The sequence below is a fragment of the Gammaproteobacteria bacterium genome (assembly GCA_022450155.1).
GTDB lineage: Bacteria > Pseudomonadota > Gammaproteobacteria > Arenicellales > UBA868 > REDSEA-S09-B13.
This window is the reverse complement of sequence record JAKUQR010000015.1, coordinates 40,489-61,020: the sequence shown is the minus strand read 5'-3', so window position 1 is coordinate 61,020 and position 20,532 is coordinate 40,489. Positions and strand designations below refer to the sequence as shown.

Sequence of the window (20,532 nt, the reverse complement as noted above, 5' to 3'; positions counted from 1 at the left end):
GAACAATTACTATGTTCGGATTTGCTGAAAAAACATTGAACCTCCCGTCCAGAAAACACGCGTTACCGGGTCGAGAGCATGCCATGATTGTCACTGACCAGCACTTTGTCACCGGTCGCCCCATTAAAGACCCGTTCCCCGACAACTGCAGACAAGCCGTCTTCGGCTTGGGTTGTTTTTGGGGTGCAGAACGTTTTTTCTGGCAACAAGATGGCATCTATACAACGGCGGTGGGGTATGCAGCCGGCCTCACACCGAATCCTACCTACGAAGAAGTCTGCTCGGGACTGACTGGCCATAACGAAGTCGTTCTGGCGATTTATGACACGACACACGTTGACTATGCAGCACTACTGAAAATTTTCTGGGAAGCTCATAATCCGACCCAAGGCATGCGACAGGGAAACGACATCGGTACGCAGTACCGGTCGGGAATCTATACCTTTGATCAGGAACAGACCAGAGAGGCCGAAAGTTCGAGAAGATCTTATGAGAACACTCTCAGAGAGCGTGGCTTCGACCCCATTACAACCGAAATTCTCCCAGCTACCGAGTTTTACTATGCTGAGGACTATCACCAACAGTATCTAGCAAAAAACCCGGCTGGGTACTGCGGCTTGGGTGGAACCGGTGTGAGTTGTGTCTGGTCTACCGGTTAAGATCCTTGTTGTTGTCGATCAATCGACTGCGGGGGGTTTAAGCGGCATCGGGAAGGGCGATATGTTGCCGATCTTCTCACCATCAGTAGGCGTAATCTTGGCTTTACCCTCTTTTTCAACCTCATCGATGCGGATAATCGCATGCAAAGGAATATAGGTCCGTTTGACCTCGCTGAACTCCGATTTAAGTTTTTCCTCCGAAGGATCTACCACCAGCTTCGAACGTTCTCCGAAAATAATATCACCGACCTCAACAAAAGCGTACATAGCCCCCTGGGAGACTTCGCGGGCATAAAGCTCGTAAACATTCCCTTGGCTATGGAAAACAACTCTGAATATGCTTTTTTTTGCCATGTTGCGATGTCAGATCAGAATTACGGACAATAGAGAAGCGCCTGTTCAAATTATAACAGGCTGTCCCGATCGCGCTTCAACCATCACATGGGGGTTTGCGTGAAAAAAACAAGACCCTGGTCACGATGAAAAACAATCCAATGTCCTTCCGGGCTGCGGCGCTCTTGGTCTGCATGATCAGTGTACTTGCAACTAGCAGTACGGCACAGGCCATTCTGCCCGATCAACTGGCCAATTTGCTGAAGAAGAAAGGCATACCCTCTTCATCGGTCAGCATTTTAATCAAAGAAGCAGGGGCATCGATGCCCCTGGTATCGCACCTGGCTGACACACCGAGAAACCCGGCTTCTACGATGAAACTGCTCACAACCATCGCTGCGCTGGATCTGCTTGGCCCGAGCTATCAGTGGGAAACAAAAACCTATTTAAGCGGTACGTTGAAAGCGGGGACGCTTAAGGGGGATCTGGTTCTTAAGGGCAGCGGAGATCCCTGGTTTGTGATCGAACGCTTCTGGAAGTTACTGAAGAACCTGCAGGCGCAGGGCCTTAAACGCATCGACGGCGACCTCGTCGTCGACGATCATCTATTCGATCAATCTGCAATCGACACGCAGACTTTGGACGGCCGTATATTCCGAGCCTACAACACGCCGCCGAGCGCAGCGCTGATCAATTTTTCTGCCACCCGGATCGTGATCCGCCCGGCGCTGAACCGACTGACAGTACGGGCCGAGCCCCCGGCCAGCACGCTGCAGATCAAGAACAAGGTGCGTGTACTTCCGGGTGCCTGTAACGGGCGCAATGGCGGAATTACGCTTGACGTCACCGCACACAGCAATAGAACTGAAGTCACCGTGGGCGGTCAATATCCCCCAACTTGTGGTGAAATCGTTCTGGTACGGTCAGTACTGCCACACCATCAGTATATTTATGGTGTCTTCCGTCACCTGTGGGAGGAAATGGGTGGCAGTTTAACGGGGACTTTTCGAACAGGTACTGCAGCACCTGGTGACACCGAATTCTTGAATTTTCCATCAGTACCACTAGGACAGATCGTAACCTACATCAACAAATTCAGTAATAACGTAATGAGTCGCAACCTGTTGCTGACCCTTGCGGCAGAACACAATGGCGCCTCCGTAAAACCGGAACAGGGTGTCGCCGTCGTACAAAGATGGCTGAATACACAGGGCTTGAAGCTGGGAGCGCTTAACATGGTCAACGGCGCCGGTCTTTCTCGTCATGCCCGACTGACCGCTCGCGGTCTTGCTGACCTGCTGGAACACGCTCACTACAGTACCTTCGCTTCCGAATTCAAAGCCTCGCTGCCGCTTGCAGGCTACGATGGATCGGCACGACGGTATTTTCGCGATGTGGCGACTAAGGGAAAGCTGCGTTTGAAGACCGGCCGCCTAAAACATGTTCGTGCAATAGCAGGTTTCGCGGAGACACCCGACAACAAGACTTGGATTGTCGTCATACTGCAAAATCACAGCTCCACCAAACTCACCCCAGATTATTCTGTTCACGAAGGCGTAATTGACTGGCTGTATTCACAGCGCTAGAGGCTACCCTGAACACACCTGCCTGGTCGATTCGCATCGCGCTACCGGACGTCACCAGTCCTTATACCAGCCGGTAACTTCGGTCATATTGAGACAATTTCACGATCTTTTCCATAAACAATTGTAATTTCAAGTAAAATGCGCAAGCAGGCGTGATTCGCAGAATCGGCTTATGGTTGAGCGAGGTCGTATCCGCCTGTCAAGGTTTTCTTTTGTCCCCACAAGCGTATAAATAAGGTCTGGGGCGGATGACTCAGGGACACTGAACTCATTTATTTTTCTCAAGGATTTGGCAGGACTGGGGGCATCATGACAGAAGCGACACAGCGTAAACGGGTTGAGCCGGCACAATCCGTTCGGCATTCGTTCACCTTTACAGACAATGAGACCGGTGAAAGCTGGGAGTTACCCACAATTCACGGTTCGATCGGCCCAAAAGTCATCGACATCCGAAAACTGTATGAGCAGAGTGGTGTTTTTACCTACGATCCCGGCTTCACCTCCACTGCCTCATGCTCATCGGAGATTACTTACATCGACGGTGACAAAGGCATACTCCTGCATCGAGGTTATCCGATCGATCAGCTGGCCGAGAAAACAGATTTCATGGATGTCTGCTATCTGCTGCTGCACGGTGAACTGCCGTCACCTGAAGAAAAGTCTGATTTCGATACAAACATCAATCAGCATACGATGCTGCATGAGCAGCTGGTTCGGTTCTACAGCGGTTTTGTTCGCAGTGCTCATCCTATGGCAATCATGGTTGGAGTCGTCGGTGCACTGTCTGCGTTCTACCATGACAGCACCAATATTAAGGACCCCATGCAGCGTATGGTCGCAGCCCATCGACTGATTGCGAAGATGCCCACAATTGGTGCCTATGCCTTCAAGTACTCCCTGGGGCAGCCATTTCTTTATCCGGAGAACAAGCTAAGCTATTCGGAAAACCTGCTGCGCCTGATGTTCGCTGTACCCACCGAAGACTATGAAATCAACCCTGTTCTGGCCAGGGCACTCGACAGAATATTGATTCTGCACGCTGACCACGAGCAAAACGCTTCTACGTCTACAGTACGACTCGCAGGTTCGTCGCAGGCGAATCCTTTTGCGTGTATTGCAGCCGGCATCGCGTCGCTCTGGGGGCCCGCACATGGGGGGGCAAATGAGGCCGTGCTGAATATGCTGGATGAAATCGGAACCCGTGACCGGATATCAAAATATCTCGGTAAAGCGCAAGACCCTCAGGACAAATTTCGTCTGATGGGATTTGGCCATCGAGTCTACAAGAACCACGACCCCAGAGCCAAGGTGATGCGTGTAACATGCCATGAGGTACTCAACGAACTCGGCGTGCAGGATTCCACCCTGGAATTGGCAATGGAACTGGAACGAATTGCCCTGGAGGATGATTACTTCGTCGAGAAGAAACTCTATCCCAATGTGGACTTCTATTCCGGGATTATCCTTCGGGCACTTGGATTTCCCACCAATATGTTTACTGTACTGTTCTCCATCGGGCGTACCGTCGGCTGGATCGCTCACTGGAAGGAAATGCTCGAATCTTCAGAGAGCAAGATCGGTCGGCCACGACAGCTTTATGTTGGCAATGAATCGCGCGACTTCACAGCAGTAGCCCAAAGGGCTCACACCGAGAAAAAGAGCAGCTGGTCGTGGCTCTGGGGCGGTAAGAGAAACAGCGAGTAGCCTGTAAGGCAGACTGCTCACGCCGATGAAGTGTGTTGTTTATAAGGGTGTCCGCAAGTCGGAAGCTTACCTGTTCGTAAAACGCGACTCTGATATCTCCAAGGTGCCTTCTGATCTATTGGAAGCCCTGGGCACACTTGAAAAGGTCATGAACCTCGAGTTATCGCCAGGTCAGACTCTGGCTAGAGCAGACCCTGATACCGTCCGGCAGCAATTACGTGACAAAGGTTTCTACCTACAGCTGCCACCGGCCGAAACCGAATCACCTCTGTGACGACAGCACCACGAAAAACCAACTGCACCTGACATGCTGACCAAGATACTTTTCACACTGGCAGTAATCGTCATTGTGGCGCTGATATTCCGGACCAAAACACAGCCGGCGCGGCTCCACGGCCCTATTGATAATGATAAAGACTCAGGTGGTGTCTCAGCTCGGTTCGTCGGCTACACACTACTGGCCCTGGTTATCGCAACGTCAGCCCTGGTGTTTGTTCTGCATTGGAACGAGCAACATCGAATCATGAACATTCAGGTTACAGACAGTCAGGGTCAATCAATGACCTATCAGGCCTATAAGAAATCTATCGATGGCCGGCGGTTTACCACCCTGGATGATGTGGCGGTGACACTGGGTGCCGATGACCGTATAGAAATTCTCGATGAGAAGGAGTAGCTGACCATAACCAGGCAGTCAGGCTTCAATTCGAAAGTCTTTCAGGTTAATTCCAAGCTGCGCATCACTGCGCAGTGCGACCAGTCGCCTGGCCAAACGTGCATCATCACACCCTTGGCTAATCTTGTTGCCAAGACGCCCGGGTATCTTGGTAGCGGCGGACAGAACCCCCTCTAAATTACCATAGTCGTGTAGCAGCTTCACTGCAGTGTGAATTCCTACCGACCGCACACCCGGAATACCCAAAGAGCTGTCACCAGCCAGGGCAAACAGATCCACCAGCTGTCCTGGCTCTACCCCAAATCTTTCAGACACCCAGTTGTGATCGTGTTCGACGTCAGCAAAATGATCGTAAACCTGAACACCGAACTCAAGCAATTGACAAAAACTCTTGTCCGTAGAAACAACCGTCACTGCACCACCTGCCTGAACAACACGACAGGCGATGGTCGCAATTACATCATCTGCTTCCAGGCCCTCGACCTCCGATGCCCTCACCCCGACATTACGAAATGCATCCAGAATTGTAGGAAGACAGTCACGCAACTCGTCAGGCATCGGTGAGCGGTTCTTCTTGTAATCGGGATAAGCTTTCAGACGCCAGCTCGGACTACGACTGTCCATTACACAAACAACATGTGTTGCCGGCTGAAGACGCAAGGCTCTTTGCAGGGATAACACACACGATTTGACGATGGTGTCGTGTCGGGACCCTGGATCATCTGCCGCCGGTACACCGGCGTAGACTCGTCGAATCAGATTCAGCCCGTCAATCAGCAGTACACGCATTCTGCTGTCCTCCCGCTATGGGTGGACAGCCCAGTATACGCTTCAGGTACCGACTGCGTCAGGGTTGTAGGAACGGCTCAACTGGACCACACACACTCACAGGGGGCTACCCCGGGGGGACAGGCTAAAGGATGTAGCGTGACAAATCCTCGTCACCGGCTAATTTTTCGAGGTGCTTGTCGACGTATTCCCGATCTATCGTCACATGGTCACCCGAACGATCTCCTGACTCGAACGAGACTGTTTCGAGCAGACGTTCCATAACCGTATGTAGTCGACGTGCACCAATGTTTTCGGTCGATTCATTCACCTTCCATGCGACTTCGGCAACCCGCTGTACACCGTCTGCGGCAAACTCCAGGTGAACGCCCTCTGTTTCCATCAACGCGGTGTACTGCTCCGTCAATGAAGCATCCGGCTCTGTCAACACGCGTACGAAATCTTCTGTGGTCAGTGCATCAAGTTCTACGCGTATCGGTAAACGACCCTGCAACTCGGGCATAAGGTCAGACGGTTTGCTCATTTGAAAAGCACCTGAGGCTATAAACAGCACATGGTCGGTGCGCACCATGCCATAGCGAGTGCTGACGGTACAGCCCTCAACCAGCGGCAGTAAGTCACGCTGTACGCCCTCCCTGGATACATCGCCCCCGTGGTAGTCGGTACGGCCGACGATTTTGTCCATTTCGTCCAGAAAAACGATGCCGTCCTGTTCGACCCGCTTGACCGCTTGATGCTTCAAGTCATCATCGTTTACCAGCTTGGCGGCTTCCTCCTCCGTGAGCAGTTTCTTAGCCTCGGAAATTCTGACCTTGCGGGTGCGCGTCTGCTGGCCACCCATGTTCTGAAACATCCCCTGCAGCTGACTGGTCATCTCTTCCATTCCAGGCGGGCCCATAATTTCTACGCCGACTGATGGGCCGCTTACTTCAATTTCTATCTCTTTGTCGTCCAGTTTCCCTTCCCGGAATAGCTTGCGGAAGCGTTGACGACCGGCGCCGTCCGTGCTCGCCGAATCATCCGTACCTGATGCTTCACTGCCAGCATCACGTGCGGGTGGCAGCAATATGTCGAGTATCCGGTCCTCTGCAGCGTCTTCAGCGCGTGGCCGGACCTTTTCAAACGCCTCTTCTCGCGTCATTTTGACAGCCATGTCCGCCAGGTCGCGGATTATGGAATCGACTTCACGGCCTACATATCCGACTTCGGTGAATTTGGTCGCTTCGACCTTGATAAATGGCGCTTTTGCCAGTCGAGCGAGCCGCCTTGCAATTTCGGTCTTACCTACACCAGTGGGACCGATCATCAGGATGTTCTTGGGCGTGATTTCGTTACGCAAAAATTCATCCGCGACCTGGGCGCGCCGCCATCGATTTCGCAGGGCGATCGCAACAGCCCGTTTGGCATCGGACTGGCCGATGATGTGCTTATCGAGTTCTTCTACGATCTCGCGCGGGGTCATCTGCGACATCAGCTTGAACCTCCCTTAAGATCGGCACCCGTAGTCTCACACTTAACCCGTTGAACAGTATGATTTCTGCTGGCTGCTGGCTGAGCCGGAACCAACGCAGCGTAAAAACCGCCCATCAGCCGCCCAGCTCCTCGATAGTGACTTCGTGATTGGTGTAAATACAGATGTCAGCAGTAATCGTGAGCGACCGCTCTACGATAGCCCGCGCGTCCATATCAGTGTTCTCCAGTAGCGCAACCGCTGCCGCCTTTGCATACGACCCGCCGGAACCGATCGACATAACGCCTCCCTCGGGCTCAATAACATCACCTGTTCCAGAGATAACCAGAGATACAGATCTATCGGCAACCGCCAGCAGCGCTTCCAGTCGACGGAGCATCCGATCGGTCCGCCAGTCCTTTGCCAGTTCCACTGCGGAACGTAAAAGATTACCCTGATGTTTCTGTAACTTACCTTCGAAGCGCTCAAACAGAGTGAACGCATCAGCGGTACCTCCTGCAAAGCCTGCGATCACCTTGTCTTCGTACAGGCGGCGTACCTTTCGGGCATTACCCTTCATGATAGTCTCGCCCAGAGTAACCTGCCCATCGCCGCCGATGACGACGTGTTCACCTCGCCGTACTGACAATATAGTTGTGCCGTGCATCTGATTCTTTATGGCCACTGCGTTACCGTTATTCAACTAACTTGAGGTTAGGGCGCCGCGGATTCTTGCCAGAACCGCCTGCCTGTTTGTTGTCGAATCTATCTTCTTGCGTGTTCCGTGTGGTGGCTTCCTGAAAGAAAAATCCCCGATCATTGTTTTCTCGTGCATAAATTGCCATGACGCTGCAAACAGGCAGCAACACTTCCATCGATTGACCGTGGAAACGAGTCTTAAAGCTGATCTGGTCGTCGCCCAGGTAAAGATCTACGACAGCATTGGTGTCTATGTTCAGTACGATACGTCCATCTTTAACAAACCTGATGGGTACCTGTACGCCCTCTACTGTGGCATCCACCAGGATTTGTGGCGTTAGTCCGTTGTCCACAACCCAGTCGCGGATTGCGCGAATCAGATAGGGTCGAGTGGATGTTAAACTGACGTTATCATTTTCCATATCCGAAATCCAAAATACAAACTGGCCCGTTTAGGCCCATCGAAACAGTTAAATGCCGCGGATCTCCTTCTCCGCGTCACTTAAGCTCTTGGCAAACGACTGCCGTGCAAAAATTCGGTTGCCGTAGTCTTCCAGTCGCTTTGCCTGTTTTGGCAGTTTCAGGTTAAACATCGGCAAACGCCAAAGCAAAGGACCTACATAACAGTCAACCAGGGAAAATTCTTCTCCAAGTACAAACTTTTTCCCTTCCAGCTGTACAGCCATCGCTGTTAGGCCATCACGGATCAAGTCAGTCGATTTTTTGTCGAGCTTGGTGCCTAATTCGATGCTGCGCTGAGCATTGTTGAGCCAGTCCCTATGTATATCGGCTATCGCCAGACGTGCCTTACCGCGACCCACAGGATCTATTGGCATCAATGGCGGATGAGGTAGTCTTTCATCAAGGTACTCGGTGATCAGTGTCGGGCCATATAGGACGAGATCCCGATCCTGCAGTATCGGCGTTTCGCCATAAGGATTTAGCTCAGCCAGTTGTTCTGCCATCTCACCTGGCTTGGCGTACACGATTTCGTGTTCAATGGTTTTCTCCTGCAGCACGATACGGCAGGCATGTCCATATATACAAAGTGGGCCAGAGTATATTTTCATCGTTGGATTAAGTTGTCTTGTTAATGGAGCGACGCACCGCGTTTGCCAATCTAAATGGCAGACGACAAAAGGTCGCAGCTTGAACGGTAGAATCAGTCAATGTACGTCGCGCCAGTATTCCTTCTTTGTGGCATAAGTCAGAATGATCAAAATACCCATGAAGATCATCACCCAAATTCCGATCTTATAACGCACGAGCTTGGCTGGTTCGGCCAGATAGACCATGAAGTTAGTTAGGTCCCGCACGGCTGCATCATATTCTTCGTTGCTCATCTGGCCCGGCGTTTTCTCAACGTAACCGGCGAAGTGTCGAATACCACCGGCGGTGCCTTCGAACTTCGCCTCACGATAGCCCTGCAAGCGATAAAGCACATGCGGCATCGCCACATTGGGAACCAAGGTATTGTTCCAGCCGGTACCACTGGATTCATCCCAGTAAAAACTGCGGAGGTAGGTATAGATCCACTTAGGGCTCTTCGAGCGCGCAGTCAGACTGAGATCCGGTGGAACCACACCAAACCATTTTTTTGCACCATCTTCTGACATGGTTACCGTCATGGTGTCGCCCGGCTTTTCAGTTGCAAGCATCAGGTTTTCCCGTAACAACTGTTCGTTTATTCCGAGATCGGTCCCCATGCGCTCGTAACGCATGTAGGCGGCGCTATGACACGATAGACAGTAATTGACAAAGGTCTTCGCTCCCCTTTGTAGTGATGCTTTATCCGCTAAATCGATGTCCACTGGGTCCAGCCCCTCATCACCCCCGCCGGAAGCCATCGCCAACACCGGCAACAGACACAGAACTGCTATTTTGATGAGATTCTTCATCATCCTGTCAGCCTGTCTGGTTCTGGTTTTGTACGATCAAGTTGAGTGTAGATCGGCATAAGAAGAAAAAACGCAAAATAAATGACCAGGCCAATCTGTGCCCAAACCACATTTTTGAACCAGATCAGATCAACGTGACCAGGATTCTTGGTCCCGAGGTAGCCCAGCATCACAAAAGTAACCGCAAACAACGTCAGCATAGTCTTGTACATCCAGCCACGGTAGCGAATCGACTTTACTTTTGATCGGTCGAGCCAGGGTAGAAAGAAGAAAAGAACGATGGCGAGGCCCATCGCCATGACGCCCCAGAGTTTCGCGCCACCGGGTAACCATTCGAAGGTTACCGCGCGCAGAATCGAGTAGTAGGGGGTCAGGTACCACAGCGGCACAATATCCGGAGGTGTCTGAAGAATGTTGGCGGGTTCAAAATTATCTTTTTCAAGAAACCAGCCACTCAGCTCTGGCGCGAAAAATACAATCGCGAGGAATATGGCCATAAACACCGCAGCACCAAAAATGTCTTTTACCGTGTAGTACGGATGGAATGGAATTCCGTCTAAGGGGACGCCTTTATCATCTTTTTGTTTTTTGATCTCTACGCCATCTGGATTATTGGAGCCGGTTTTATGCAGCGCGACGATATGCAGGTAAACCAGCAGAGCCAAGAGCAATGGCAATAGGATGACATGAAAGGCAAAAAACCTGTTTAGGGTAGCATCCGAGATCACGAAATCACCACGGACCCACTCGGCAAGTCCCTCACCGACCACAGGGATGGCACCAAAAAGCGAAATGATGACCTGCGCTCCCCAGTAGGACATATTTCCCCATGGCAACAAATAACCGAAAAACGCTTCGGCCATCAACACGATATAAATGATCATCCCCAGGATCCAAATCAACTCGCGAGGACCTTTGTAGGAACCGTACAGCATTGCCCGGAACATGTGCAGGTAGACCGCCAGAAACATCATCGAGGCGCCAACAGAATGAAGGTAGCGAATGAACCAGCCGGCGGGCACATCGCGCATGATGTACTCGACCGATGCAAATGCCAGGCTAGAGTCCGGTTTGTAATGCATTGTCAAAACGATGCCGGTGACGATCTGCAGGACCATGACCAGCAACAGCAGTGAACCAAAGTAATACCAGAAATTGAAATTTTTCGGAGTGTAGTACTTGGAGACGTGCTCCTCCCAGACCTTGGTGGCCGGAAAACGTTCGTCAATCCACTCCATCAATCTCGCCATCAGGCTGTCTCCTCCTGATCGACTCCGACAAGTATGCGATTCTCGGACAGAAAACTATGGGGCGGCACGACCAAATTTGTGGGCGCCGGAACGTTTCGATAAACCCGTCCTGCAAAATCAAAGGCCGAGCCATGACAGGGACAGAAAAACCCGCCGACCCAATCATCACTGATGCCCGATGCGGCGCCGGTTTCGAATTTTTCGGTCGGTGCACATCCCAGGTGGGTGCAGACACCCAGTACAACCAGGATTTCAGGCCTGATCGAGCGGAATTCGTTGTGTGCATAGGCCGGCTGCTGATCCAATACCGTGGAATCAGGATCAGACAATCGATCACGAATCTGGGTCAAATCATCAAGCATTTTCTGGGTCCGGCGAATTATCCACACGGGTTTACCGCGCCATGCCACTGTCAGCATGCGTCCTTCCTTCAGTGCGCTGATATCCACTTCGACAGGGGCACCGGCTGCCTTCGCGCGGGCACTCGGCGCCATGCTTGCAACGAATGGCACAACCATCGCACCGACGCCGACCAGACCGACTCCTGAGGTTACTGTCGTCAGCATACGCCGCCGACTGTTATCAACTTCCTGGGTCATAGGTTCCTCACGCGGAAAATCGAAAGATCGACAGAAACAGCAGGGCACCACACTGGCCGCGCCACTGACGGCTTACGCATTGCGCCCCAAACGACGCCGAAGTATAACAAATTCAGTCTAAATGACGGGGCTCAAGTGACAACTCCATCGGCGGAGCGGGCGCACGGGATCGGTACCAGAACCCCGGTATGCTCAATCTCACTGGCCGGGACCAGGAACAGAACACAGCGTCAGGAATTGAGTCCCCAGTGTCGGAGAAATGCATCAATAGACGGCTCTCGACCCCTGAAAGCCCTGAAGACATCCAGGGGCTCCTCAACGCCTCCGGTCTCCAGGATATGCTGCAAAAAAGCCCGACCCGCGGCGGTATTGAAAACACCTTCTTGTTCGAATCGATTGTAAGCGTCAGCAGAGAGCACTTCGGCCCACAGATAACCGTAGTAACCGGCGGCATAACCGCCGGAAAAAATATGCGAAAACGCATGGGGGAATCTATCGAAGGGTGGCGGAGTAACCACTGCGACCTGCTGACGGACATCATCCAGGAGACGCTGAATGTCGTCGGCCGAAATCTGCGCAGCACTCGCATGCAGTCGGAAATCAAACAACCCGAACTCCAGCTGACGAACCATCTGCATGCCTGACTGAAAATTTCTTGCCCCACGCAATTTCTGCAACAATTTGTCAGGCAATGGTTCTCCCGTGTCTACATGACACGTCACAAGATCCAGCGCGCCTTGCTCCCAACACCAGTTTTCCAGAAACTGGCTGGGCAGTTCGACCGCATCCCATGGTACCCCGCTGATCCCGGTGACTGACGGTTCCTCGACCAGGCTGAGCAGGTGATGAAGGCCGTGTCCAAATTCGTGAAAAAGCGTGATGACATCGTCATGCGTCAGTAACGCCGGTTTGTCGTCCAGTGGCTGTGTGAAATTGCAGGTCAGAAAGGCGACCGGGGTTTGCACTGCATTATCCGGCCGGCGATACCGACCTACACACTCTGCCATCCATGCACCACTGCGCTTGTGTTCCCTGGCATACAGATCCAGGTAGAAACGACCCCGGATCTCGCCACCTTCATCTCGAATTTCATAGAACATCACATCCGGATGCCAGACATCTGCAACGGCTTTGGTCACCGTGATCCCAAACAATCTGTTCACGATCTCAAACAGACCACTCAATACTCTGGGCAGCGGAAAGTAGGGACGCAGTTCCTCCTGATCGAAATGGTAGGTCGCCTGCCGCAACTTTTCTGAGTGGTATGCGATATCCCACGGTGCTACAACATTGTCGCCTGTTGACCGGCCGGCAAAGTCTTCCAGCGCTTGCAGTTCACGCTGTGCCTGAGGCCGAGCCCGGGATATCAGATCGATGAGGAAGCCTTCGACCTCAGCTACTGAAGACGCCATCCGATCGACCAGCGCATACTCGGCATAATTTGAATAGCCAAGAAGCGCCGCAAGCTCCTGGCGCAATCCAAGTATCTGCGTCATGAGTGTGGTGTTGTCCCAGCGATCGGCCTGGGGTCCGCGATCACTCGCCCGGGTTACAAACGCTTCATACATCTGGCGCCTCAGATCCGAGCGTTCGGAATAGCGCATAAACGGCATGTACGATGGCGCCTGCAAGGTAAATTGCCAGCCACTGTGCCCGGCTGACTCTGCCGTCTTTCGGGCAAGAGTGATGGCCGATTCAGGCAGTCCGGCAAGATCAGCTGGCACATCAAGCAAAAGCGCCCAACCGTCTGTGGCATCCATGACATTGTGTTCAAACTTGTTCGACAAGGTAGCAAGATCCGTGATGATGTCCTTGAACCGTGCCCGCTCCTTGCCCTCAAGTTCCACGCCGGAAAGTCGAAAATCACGAACCGCATTAAGTATGACCTTTCGTTTTGCCGCATCCAGGCCAGAAAAATCAGCGTGCGCCTGGATGTTGCGATAACCCTGAAAAATCGTTTTGTTCTGTCCCAGCGCGGCCCGGTAAGCCGTCAGTTTTTCGAGACTGTTCTGGTAGGCATCTCTGAGGTCTTCGGTGTCGGCGACGGCATTGAGATGCGAAACGGGGGACCACATTTTCTGTAACCTGTCTTCCAGATCTTCGAGGGGCTGTGCAAAACTCTCCCAATCTGCATCGTCCCTCACTGCGCTTTCCAACTGGCCGATAACCGCTTGATTCGAAACAAGCAATGCATCGAGCGCCGACCCGACATGTTCAGGACGGATTGCTGCAAAACGAGGCAGCCCTTCGACATCTAACAATGGATTGTTTTTGGTCATCGCGCAGCCTCAGGTCAAACACACAATTGCACAGTCACGCCTCCAGCGAGTGTTTATACACGCCCTCATGTAAACTGACTTTACTCTATCATTCGGCACCCAACTGTTGGTTTTCGATCATCTTGGATAGCACACAGGACACAACATGACTGAACGATACGACTTTCTGGTCATCGGTGGGGGCAGCGGGGGCATTGCTGCCGCCCGTAGAGCTGCGGACCATGGCGCGCGGACAGCGCTGATCGAAGCTCACCGTCTAGGAGGCACTTGTGTCAATGTCGGCTGTGTACCCAAAAAAGTGATGTGGAACACCGCGCATGTCGCCGAGGTCATCCGTCAAGCTCCGGACTACGGGTTTTCGGTTGCGAGCAATAACTTCGACTGGCCGACCATAACAAAAGCTCGGGATGGATACGTTCAACGCCTCAACGAAATCTATAAGAAAAACCTCGATGCTTCAGGGGTCTCCCTGTACACTGGCTGGGCGTCGTTTCAGGCTCCACACAGCGTACGGGTCAATGACCATGAGTTGCATGCCGATCACATACTGATTGCAACAGGTGCACGTCCCACTGTCCCGGATATACCGGGCGCCCGGCTGGGCATCACCAGTGACGGGTTTTTTGAACTCGGCCATCAACCGCAGTCCACGCTGGTCGTCGGTGCCGGCTACATCGCTACCGAGTTGGCCGGCGTCCTGAACAGCCTGGGAACTGAGGTGACCATGCTGCTTCGCAAGAAGACTCTGCTGAAAGAGTTCGACGCAACCCTTGGCGAAACTCTCATGACAGAAATGCGGGCTGCAGGCATCAAAATACTGACCGAGGTTCGTTTGCAGGAAATCCGTACTGAGCCGGACGGCACACTCAGCATATTGCACGATGCTGATCAAACCACCAATGGGTTCGATTCGGTCTTGTGGGCGATAGGACGGAAACCTTTAACGGCCGATCTAAATCTCGATCACGCCGGTGTACAGGTTGACACGGAGGGCTTCATACCAACGGATAAGTATCAGTGTACCAATGTTGACGGGGTTTGCGCTGTGGGTGATGTCACCGGCAGACAGGCCCTGACCCCAGTCGCGATAGCTGCCGGCCGGCGGCTAGCAGATCGTTTATATGGCGGCCAGGCCGATGCCCACCTTGACTACACAGTTGTCCCCACGGTGATCTTTTCACATCCCCCTATAGGCACCGTCGGACTGACCGAAGAACAGGCCAAAGCTCAACACGGTGAAGACAGCGTCAAGGTCTACCAGAGTCGATTCACCAATATGCAGTACGCGGTTTCCCAGCAGAAACCAGCGACAGTGGTCAAACTGATTGTCACCGGCCCTAAAGAAAAGGTGGTTGGCTGCCACATGATCGGACAGGCTGCAGACGAAATCATTCAGGGGTTTGCGGTGGCACTGAAAATGGGCGCAACAAAAACAGATTTTGACAACACTGTCGCGATCCATCCTACTGCGGCCGAAGAGCTGGTCACGCTGCGTTGAATTTGAGCAGAGACACTACTGAGGAATTCCATTTCAGATTCTATTCAGTACACTGTCATTTGAACAAAGGGTAAAAAGGGGAAGCTACAATGGCATGGTGGGGCAAACTGATCGGTGGATCGCTGGGCTTCATGATGGGAGGACCGCTCGGCGCGTTACTCGGTACGACTCTGGGACACCAGTTTGATGCGAAGCGGCGTGGCGCTGGTGTACGCGCCCTACCCGGTGACCAGGAACGAATACAGCTCGCCTTCTTCACGGCCACTTTCTCAGTCATGGGGCATATCGCCAAGGCCGATGGCCAGGTCTCCCAACAAGAAATCCAGATGGCGAAAAGCCTGATGGACCAGATGCGTTTGGATAAGCAACAGCGCAAAGCTGCTATTGATCTGTTCGAACAAGGTAAACACACCGACTTTCCCCTGAACGATGTGCTCCATCAGTTCCGGCACGAATGTCAGCGCCGCACAACTGTACTGAGGATGTTTATTGAGATGCAGGTTCAGGCCGCCATGGCTGATGGTCGGCTCGATCCCCAAGAAAACTCGATTCTCCTGCATGCCGCAGACGTGCTGGGCTTTGATCAGTCGGAAGTTGAAAATCTGATCGACCTAATAAGCGGTACCGCTGGTTCCGTCGGCAGTAAGCCCGCTCGTTCAATAGATCAGGCCTACAAGATACTCGGAGCGTCAAAGGACGATTCCGATGCCGAGATCAAAAAATCCTACCGTCGTCTGATGAACCAGCATCACCCCGACAAGCTGGTCGCCAAGGGTGTCCCCGAAGAGATGATCAAGCTGGCGACAGAAAAAACGCAGGAGATCCGAAGTGCCTGGGATCAAGTTCGAGACCATCGCAAGAAAGCAGCCTGAGCCCCAAGCCTTGTTGATGGCCCAGTCACTGACAATTTGAGACCGAGGTGCCTTCATGAATCTGTCGTTTCTGCTCAGTGAGAGAGTCCGCAGTGACCATCCGATCCGCGTTGCCCTCATAGGGTGCGGCAAATTCGCCACCATGTATCTCACTCAGGCCCGTCAAACAGCGGGAATCCATGTTGTTGGTATCGCTGATCTCGACCTGGCGCGGGCGATGAAACAGCTCGCGATGGCTGGCTGGACAGCTGAGCAATACGCAGCCAGTAAACCGACTGACGCTATGGCAAACGGCTCAACCTGGCTCACTGAGGATGCCGACCAGCTGATCGACCTCAACGAGATCGATGTTGTCGTTGAGGCGACAGGCATTCCCACAGCAGGCATTCACCACTGCCGGCGGGCGATCGCCGCGGGACATCATATTATTATGGTCAATGTAGAAGCGGATGTAGTTGCCGGTCCCCTGCTGGCCCGGGAAGCCCAAGCTGCGGGTGTGGTCTACAGCCTAGCGTGGGGTGATCAACCGGCGTTGATCTGTGAACATGTCGACTGGGCGCGAACCTGCGGCTTTGAAGTTGTTTGCGCGGGCAAAGGTACACGTTATCACCCGTCCTATCATGAACTCACCCCCGATAGCGTGTGGGAGGTACTGCAGCAGTACCTGGAAATTGATGACCCCACCAGCATCAATCTGAAAATGTTCAATTCGTTTCTCGATGGCAGTAAGTCAGGCATTGAGATGAGCGCTGTTTGTAACACCACTGGACTCACCCCACAGAATAACGGCCTGGGCTTTCCGCCCAGTTCCCGATTTGATCTGGCAGACATCTGCAAGCCTTCAGAAGACGGCGGCATGCTCAGTCGGCGCGGTACCACGGAGGTGGTGTCATCCCTCACACGCAGCGGTGAACCGATACCTCATCATCTGGCCATGGGCACCTACGTGGTGGTCGAAGGTGCTGGAGACTATGCGCAGCAGTGTTTTCGTGAATACCACATGCTACAGGACTCAACTGGACGCTACGCCGCCCTGTATCGACCCACCCACATGATCGGGATGGAACTTGGCATCTCTGTCGCCTCGGTGGTGCTCCGGGGTGAACCCACCGGGTGCCCCAAAGGTTTTTATTCAGACGTAGTCGCAACGGCCAAACATGCTTTGACTGCGGGTCAAATTCTCGATGGTGAGGGGGGGCATTGCGTATGGGGTCGACAAATGCCCGCTGCAGACTCAATCGAACGGGGCGCTCTGCCGCTTGGGTTGGCAGCAGATATTAAGATGCGTTGCAATGTTGCCGCAGGTTCAACTCTGCGCTGGGCAGACGTGGAATTCGATGACAACGACCCCGCCGTCCAGGCCCGTCGGGAAATGGAACGTGCTTTTTCGGATCGTCTTTAGTACGCCGTTGCTGGCGATTTTCATCTGACCGGTGCTGGCCATCGTTGCGAACCGGTCATGCTGCAACGTTACAATGGGCGCTAGTACGCCAATTCCGGTGTTTCTACCACCAACCTGACTGAGGCACGTACATGTCGACTTACACCATTGCACTGCTGGCCGGTGACGGTATCGGACCTGAAATCATGGACGAAGCGGTCAAGATATTGCGGCTCGTTGAATCCCGAAATGCAGTCACTTTTGATCTAAAACCGGCCTTGTTTGGTGCATCGGCCTACTTTGAGACCGGCAAATCTTTTCCGGAAGAATCAATAGCCATCTGTGATCAGGCTGATGCCATCCTTAAAGGGACCATCGGACTGAACCACGAAGACTCAAACAAAATCCCGGTGGATGAACAACCTGAACGCGGCGCGTTGTTACCCATGCGGCGACGCTATGATACTTACGCCAATTTTCGACCGGTTTACCTACCGCGCAGCCTGGCCCATTTTTCCCCACTCAAGCCGGAAGTGATCGGTGATGGTATAGATCTGATCATTATCCGTGAACTGGTCGGTGGACTTTATTTTGGCAGCAAAGAGAGCGGAATCGATGACCAGGGCAGACGTTATGTCCACGAAATGCTGGAATACAACGAAGATCAAATCCGCCGCGTCCTCGAAGTGGCGTTTCAGCTCGCCAGCAAACGCAAGAAAGTGCTCCACAATATTCACAAGAGCAACGTGCTCAAATCCAGCGTCTTGTGGAATGAGATCGTCGAGGAAGTCCGTCCGAGCTATCCCGACATTGAGGTAAAACACGTTCTAGTCGATGCGGCGGCCACCTACCTGTGTCTCGATCCGGCCAGATTCGATGTGATGGTGATGGAAAACATGTTTGGCGATATTCTCAGTGATCAAGGTGGTGGTATTCTCGGGTCGCTGGGGCTGATGCCATCGGCTTGTGTGGGGCCTGAAAAATCCTACTACGAACCCTCCCACGGATCGGCACCCGATATCGCCGGCCAGGGCATTGCCAATCCCTATTCCATGATTGGCTCTGTCGCCATGATGCTGGAAATGAGCTTTGGCATGGATAGTGAGGCGCGTAATCTCTGGCAGGCTATGCAAAGCGTCTTTGCTGCAGGCTATACGACACCCGATCTGGTACGACGAGGTAAATCCGAGAAAAAGATCAGTACTGCCGAGTTTGGTGACCGAGTGGTAAGTGAACTCGAGAAACAACCAGTTGACAACTGACACCGGGGCCTGACTAACGCACTCACTCGGGTTTTGCCAGTGGAATCGAGTGCTCTTTGCCTTCGGTCTGCCGATGCATCACCAGGTTCAGCATACGAAGGGTTGCGTTAATACCGGCAAAGACCTGATTGGCGTGTACCCCGCGCGTCTTAAAGCTGTCCTGACCGTCATCCCAGGTGATAAAACATTCGGTCAGGGCGTTTGAACTGCCCCCCTTGGGTATACGGACCTCAAAATCTGCCAATTCCGGAGGAGACAAACCGATAGGATCCAACACGCTTTTCATAGCGTTTGCAAACGCATCGAATCCACCATTACCTGACCCGGACGCCTTGTGAAATTCATTGCCCACCCGAACCCGAATACTGGCCGTGGATTCGATTTCAAGTCCACTGGTTATCGAACAATTCAGTAACTCAATGTGCTGAAAATCCCGGCTTTCCAGAATGTCGGCGATGATGAAAGGTAAATCCTCAGGGGTAATGGTCGCTTTGGTGTCTGCGATTTCGACAATTCTCTCCAGCACCTTCTGCTGATTTTGCGGTGAGAGTTCAAGACCAAGGTCCTCCAGGTTCTTGAGCACCGAAGCCCGACCGCTCATCTTACCAAGGGCGTAACTGTGTTTTCGACCAAATCGAGTGGGACTCAACTCAGACTGGTAGAGCCCACCTTTATTGTCGCCATCGGCGTGTATCCCGCTGGTCTGAGTGAACACATCGTTGCCCACCACGGGTGAATTCGCCGCCACCCGTTTTCCTGAAAAATTCTCGACCATCTGACTGAGTGCATGAATCTTGGATTCATCCAGCCGCAGGCTCATCCCGAGTTTGTCCCGCAAGACCACCGCCACTTCTGCCAGCGAAACATTTCCAGCCCGCTCCCCAAGACAGTTTACGGTCACGTGTATCGAGCGCGCACCCGCCTGGACAGCCATCATCGCATTGGCAGTGGCTAGGCCATAATCGTTGTGGGGATGAAAATCAAATGCGAGTCCGGGATAGCGGCTACACATATCGCCGACGCTTTCGAATACTTCTTGAGGACTCATTACACCCAGCGTATCGGGCAGCATCACGTGCACCACGTCGGAGTCTGCAAGTGCTTCGGTGATTCTGTAGACATAATCACGGCTGTCCCGATAACCGTTCGACCAATCTTCCAGATAGACATTGACCAGAAGTTGCTGCGCCTTGGCATAGTCGATTGTCCGCTCAATATCGGCGATGTGTTCGTCAAGAGACTTCCTGAGCTGCTCCCTGCAGTGTTTTTCGCTTCCCTTGGTAAGCAGGTTGAGTACGCGGCCGCCAGCGCTGGCCAGCCAGTCTACACTTCGCCGGTGATCCGTAAATCCAAGCACTTCAACACGCTCGAGGCAGTCATTTTCAGCTGCCCATTCGTGAATCTGAGTCACCGCCTGCTTTTCACCATGGGACACACCCGCAGACGCAACCTCTATCCGATCTACCTTAAGGCTCTGCAGTAACCCTCGTGCGATACTGACCTTCTCTTCAGGAGAGAAAGAAACCCCCTGCGTCTGCTCGCCATCTCGCAGGGTCGTATCCATCAGGAGGACCTGTCGGGACTTACTCATGTCAGC

General features: G+C 52.9%; 20 protein-coding genes. 9 read left to right on the top strand and 11 right to left on the bottom strand.

Annotation, left to right across the window (positions count from 1 at the left end; genetic code table 11):
* Window positions 1-5 precede the first annotated feature (5 nt).
* Window positions 6-659: a peptide-methionine (S)-S-oxide reductase MsrA gene (gene msrA / locus MK323_09795; protein MCH2482452.1), complete on the top strand. Its 654-nt coding sequence runs from the start codon at window positions 6-8 to the stop codon at window positions 657-659.
* 18 nt (window positions 660-677) lie between these two features.
* Here the strand turns inward: msrA and MK323_09790 are convergent, their stop codons facing one another.
* Window positions 678-1,013, bottom strand: coding sequence for a DUF1820 family protein (locus MK323_09790; protein ID MCH2482451.1), 336 nt, complete (start codon window positions 1,011-1,013; stop codon window positions 678-680).
* A 125-nt stretch (window positions 1,014-1,138) separates the two neighbouring features.
* Here MK323_09790 and dacB point away from each other — a divergent pair, with 125 nt between their 5' ends.
* The 4 genes from dacB to MK323_09770 all read left to right on the top strand — a co-directional run bounded on the left by dacB (window position 1,139) and on the right by MK323_09770 (window position 4,958).
* A complete protein-coding gene (dacB, locus tag MK323_09785) occupies window positions 1,139-2,578 on the top strand; it encodes a D-alanyl-D-alanine carboxypeptidase/D-alanyl-D-alanine-endopeptidase (GenBank protein MCH2482450.1) in 1,440 nt (479 codons plus the stop codon).
* Window positions 2,579-2,887: 309 nt separating this feature from the next.
* On the top strand, window positions 2,888-4,282 hold the full coding sequence (locus MK323_09780) for a citrate synthase (protein MCH2482449.1): 1,395 nt from the start codon (window positions 2,888-2,890) through the stop codon (window positions 4,280-4,282).
* 25 nt (window positions 4,283-4,307) lie between these two features.
* Window positions 4,308-4,556 carry a YcgL domain-containing protein gene (locus MK323_09775; protein MCH2482448.1) on the top strand — a complete coding sequence of 83 codons (249 nt, stop codon included), beginning with the start codon at window positions 4,308-4,310 and terminating at the stop codon, window positions 4,554-4,556.
* A gap of 33 nt (window positions 4,557-4,589) precedes the next feature.
* Window positions 4,590-4,958: a hypothetical protein gene (locus tag MK323_09770; GenBank protein MCH2482447.1), complete on the top strand. Its 369-nt coding sequence runs from the start codon at window positions 4,590-4,592 to the stop codon at window positions 4,956-4,958.
* 18 nt (window positions 4,959-4,976) lie between these two features.
* Here MK323_09770 and MK323_09765 read toward each other — a convergent pair whose 3' ends face one another.
* The 9 genes from MK323_09765 to MK323_09725 all read right to left on the bottom strand — a co-directional run bounded on the left by MK323_09765 (window position 4,977) and on the right by MK323_09725 (window position 13,922).
* Window positions 4,977-5,747 carry a flap endonuclease Xni gene (locus MK323_09765; GenBank protein MCH2482446.1) on the bottom strand — a complete coding sequence of 257 codons (771 nt, stop codon included), beginning with the start codon at window positions 5,745-5,747 and terminating at the stop codon, window positions 4,977-4,979.
* Between the two features lie 124 nt (window positions 5,748-5,871).
* Window positions 5,872-7,218 carry an ATP-dependent protease ATPase subunit HslU gene (gene hslU / locus MK323_09760; protein MCH2482445.1) on the bottom strand — a complete coding sequence of 449 codons (1,347 nt, stop codon included), beginning with the start codon at window positions 7,216-7,218 and terminating at the stop codon, window positions 5,872-5,874.
* A 115-nt stretch (window positions 7,219-7,333) separates the two neighbouring features.
* Complete coding sequence (gene hslV, locus MK323_09755; protein ID MCH2482444.1) at window positions 7,334-7,864, bottom strand: ATP-dependent protease subunit HslV; 531 nt, start codon at window positions 7,862-7,864, stop codon at window positions 7,334-7,336.
* Window positions 7,865-7,892: 28 nt separating this feature from the next.
* Window positions 7,893-8,318: a ClpXP protease specificity-enhancing factor gene (locus MK323_09750; GenBank protein ID MCH2482443.1), complete on the bottom strand. Its 426-nt coding sequence runs from the start codon at window positions 8,316-8,318 to the stop codon at window positions 7,893-7,895.
* Window positions 8,319-8,366: 48 nt separating this feature from the next.
* Window positions 8,367-8,966, bottom strand: a complete 600-nt coding sequence (locus MK323_09745; GenBank protein ID MCH2482442.1) for a glutathione S-transferase N-terminal domain-containing protein — start codon at window positions 8,964-8,966, stop codon at window positions 8,367-8,369.
* 96 nt (window positions 8,967-9,062) lie between these two features.
* Window positions 9,063-9,794 carry a cytochrome c1 gene (locus MK323_09740; protein ID MCH2482441.1) on the bottom strand — a complete coding sequence of 244 codons (732 nt, stop codon included), beginning with the start codon at window positions 9,792-9,794 and terminating at the stop codon, window positions 9,063-9,065.
* Window positions 9,794-11,044: a cytochrome bc complex cytochrome b subunit gene (locus tag MK323_09735; GenBank protein ID MCH2482440.1), complete on the bottom strand. Its 1,251-nt coding sequence runs from the start codon at window positions 11,042-11,044 to the stop codon at window positions 9,794-9,796. Before MK323_09735 ends, MK323_09740 begins: the two co-directional genes overlap by 1 nt.
* A complete protein-coding gene (petA, locus tag MK323_09730) occupies window positions 11,044-11,643 on the bottom strand; it encodes a ubiquinol-cytochrome c reductase iron-sulfur subunit (protein ID MCH2482439.1) in 600 nt (199 codons plus the stop codon). Before petA ends, MK323_09735 begins: the two co-directional genes overlap by 1 nt.
* A gap of 230 nt (window positions 11,644-11,873) precedes the next feature.
* A complete protein-coding gene (locus MK323_09725; protein MCH2482438.1) occupies window positions 11,874-13,922 on the bottom strand; it encodes a M3 family metallopeptidase in 2,049 nt (682 codons plus the stop codon).
* Window positions 13,923-14,067: 145 nt separating this feature from the next.
* On the opposite strand from MK323_09725, the gene gorA reads away from it, so the two are divergent.
* The 4 genes from gorA (at window position 14,068) to leuB (ending at window position 18,935) form a co-directional block, all read left to right on the top strand.
* Window positions 14,068-15,420 carry a glutathione-disulfide reductase gene (gene gorA / locus MK323_09720; protein ID MCH2482437.1) on the top strand — a complete coding sequence of 451 codons (1,353 nt, stop codon included), beginning with the start codon at window positions 14,068-14,070 and terminating at the stop codon, window positions 15,418-15,420.
* A gap of 89 nt (window positions 15,421-15,509) precedes the next feature.
* Window positions 15,510-16,292 carry a co-chaperone DjlA gene (gene djlA, locus MK323_09715; GenBank protein MCH2482436.1) on the top strand — a complete coding sequence of 261 codons (783 nt, stop codon included), beginning with the start codon at window positions 15,510-15,512 and terminating at the stop codon, window positions 16,290-16,292.
* A 55-nt stretch (window positions 16,293-16,347) separates the two neighbouring features.
* Complete coding sequence (locus MK323_09710; protein ID MCH2482435.1) at window positions 16,348-17,694, top strand: flagellar biosynthesis protein FlgA; 1,347 nt, start codon at window positions 16,348-16,350, stop codon at window positions 17,692-17,694.
* A 131-nt stretch (window positions 17,695-17,825) separates the two neighbouring features.
* Window positions 17,826-18,935, top strand: a complete 1,110-nt coding sequence (leuB, locus tag MK323_09705) for a 3-isopropylmalate dehydrogenase (GenBank protein ID MCH2482434.1) — start codon at window positions 17,826-17,828, stop codon at window positions 18,933-18,935.
* A gap of 22 nt (window positions 18,936-18,957) precedes the next feature.
* Here the strand turns inward: leuB and MK323_09700 are convergent, their stop codons facing one another.
* Window positions 18,958-20,526 carry a 2-isopropylmalate synthase gene (locus MK323_09700; protein MCH2482433.1) on the bottom strand — a complete coding sequence of 523 codons (1,569 nt, stop codon included), beginning with the start codon at window positions 20,524-20,526 and terminating at the stop codon, window positions 18,958-18,960.
* Window positions 20,527-20,532 lie beyond the last annotated feature (6 nt).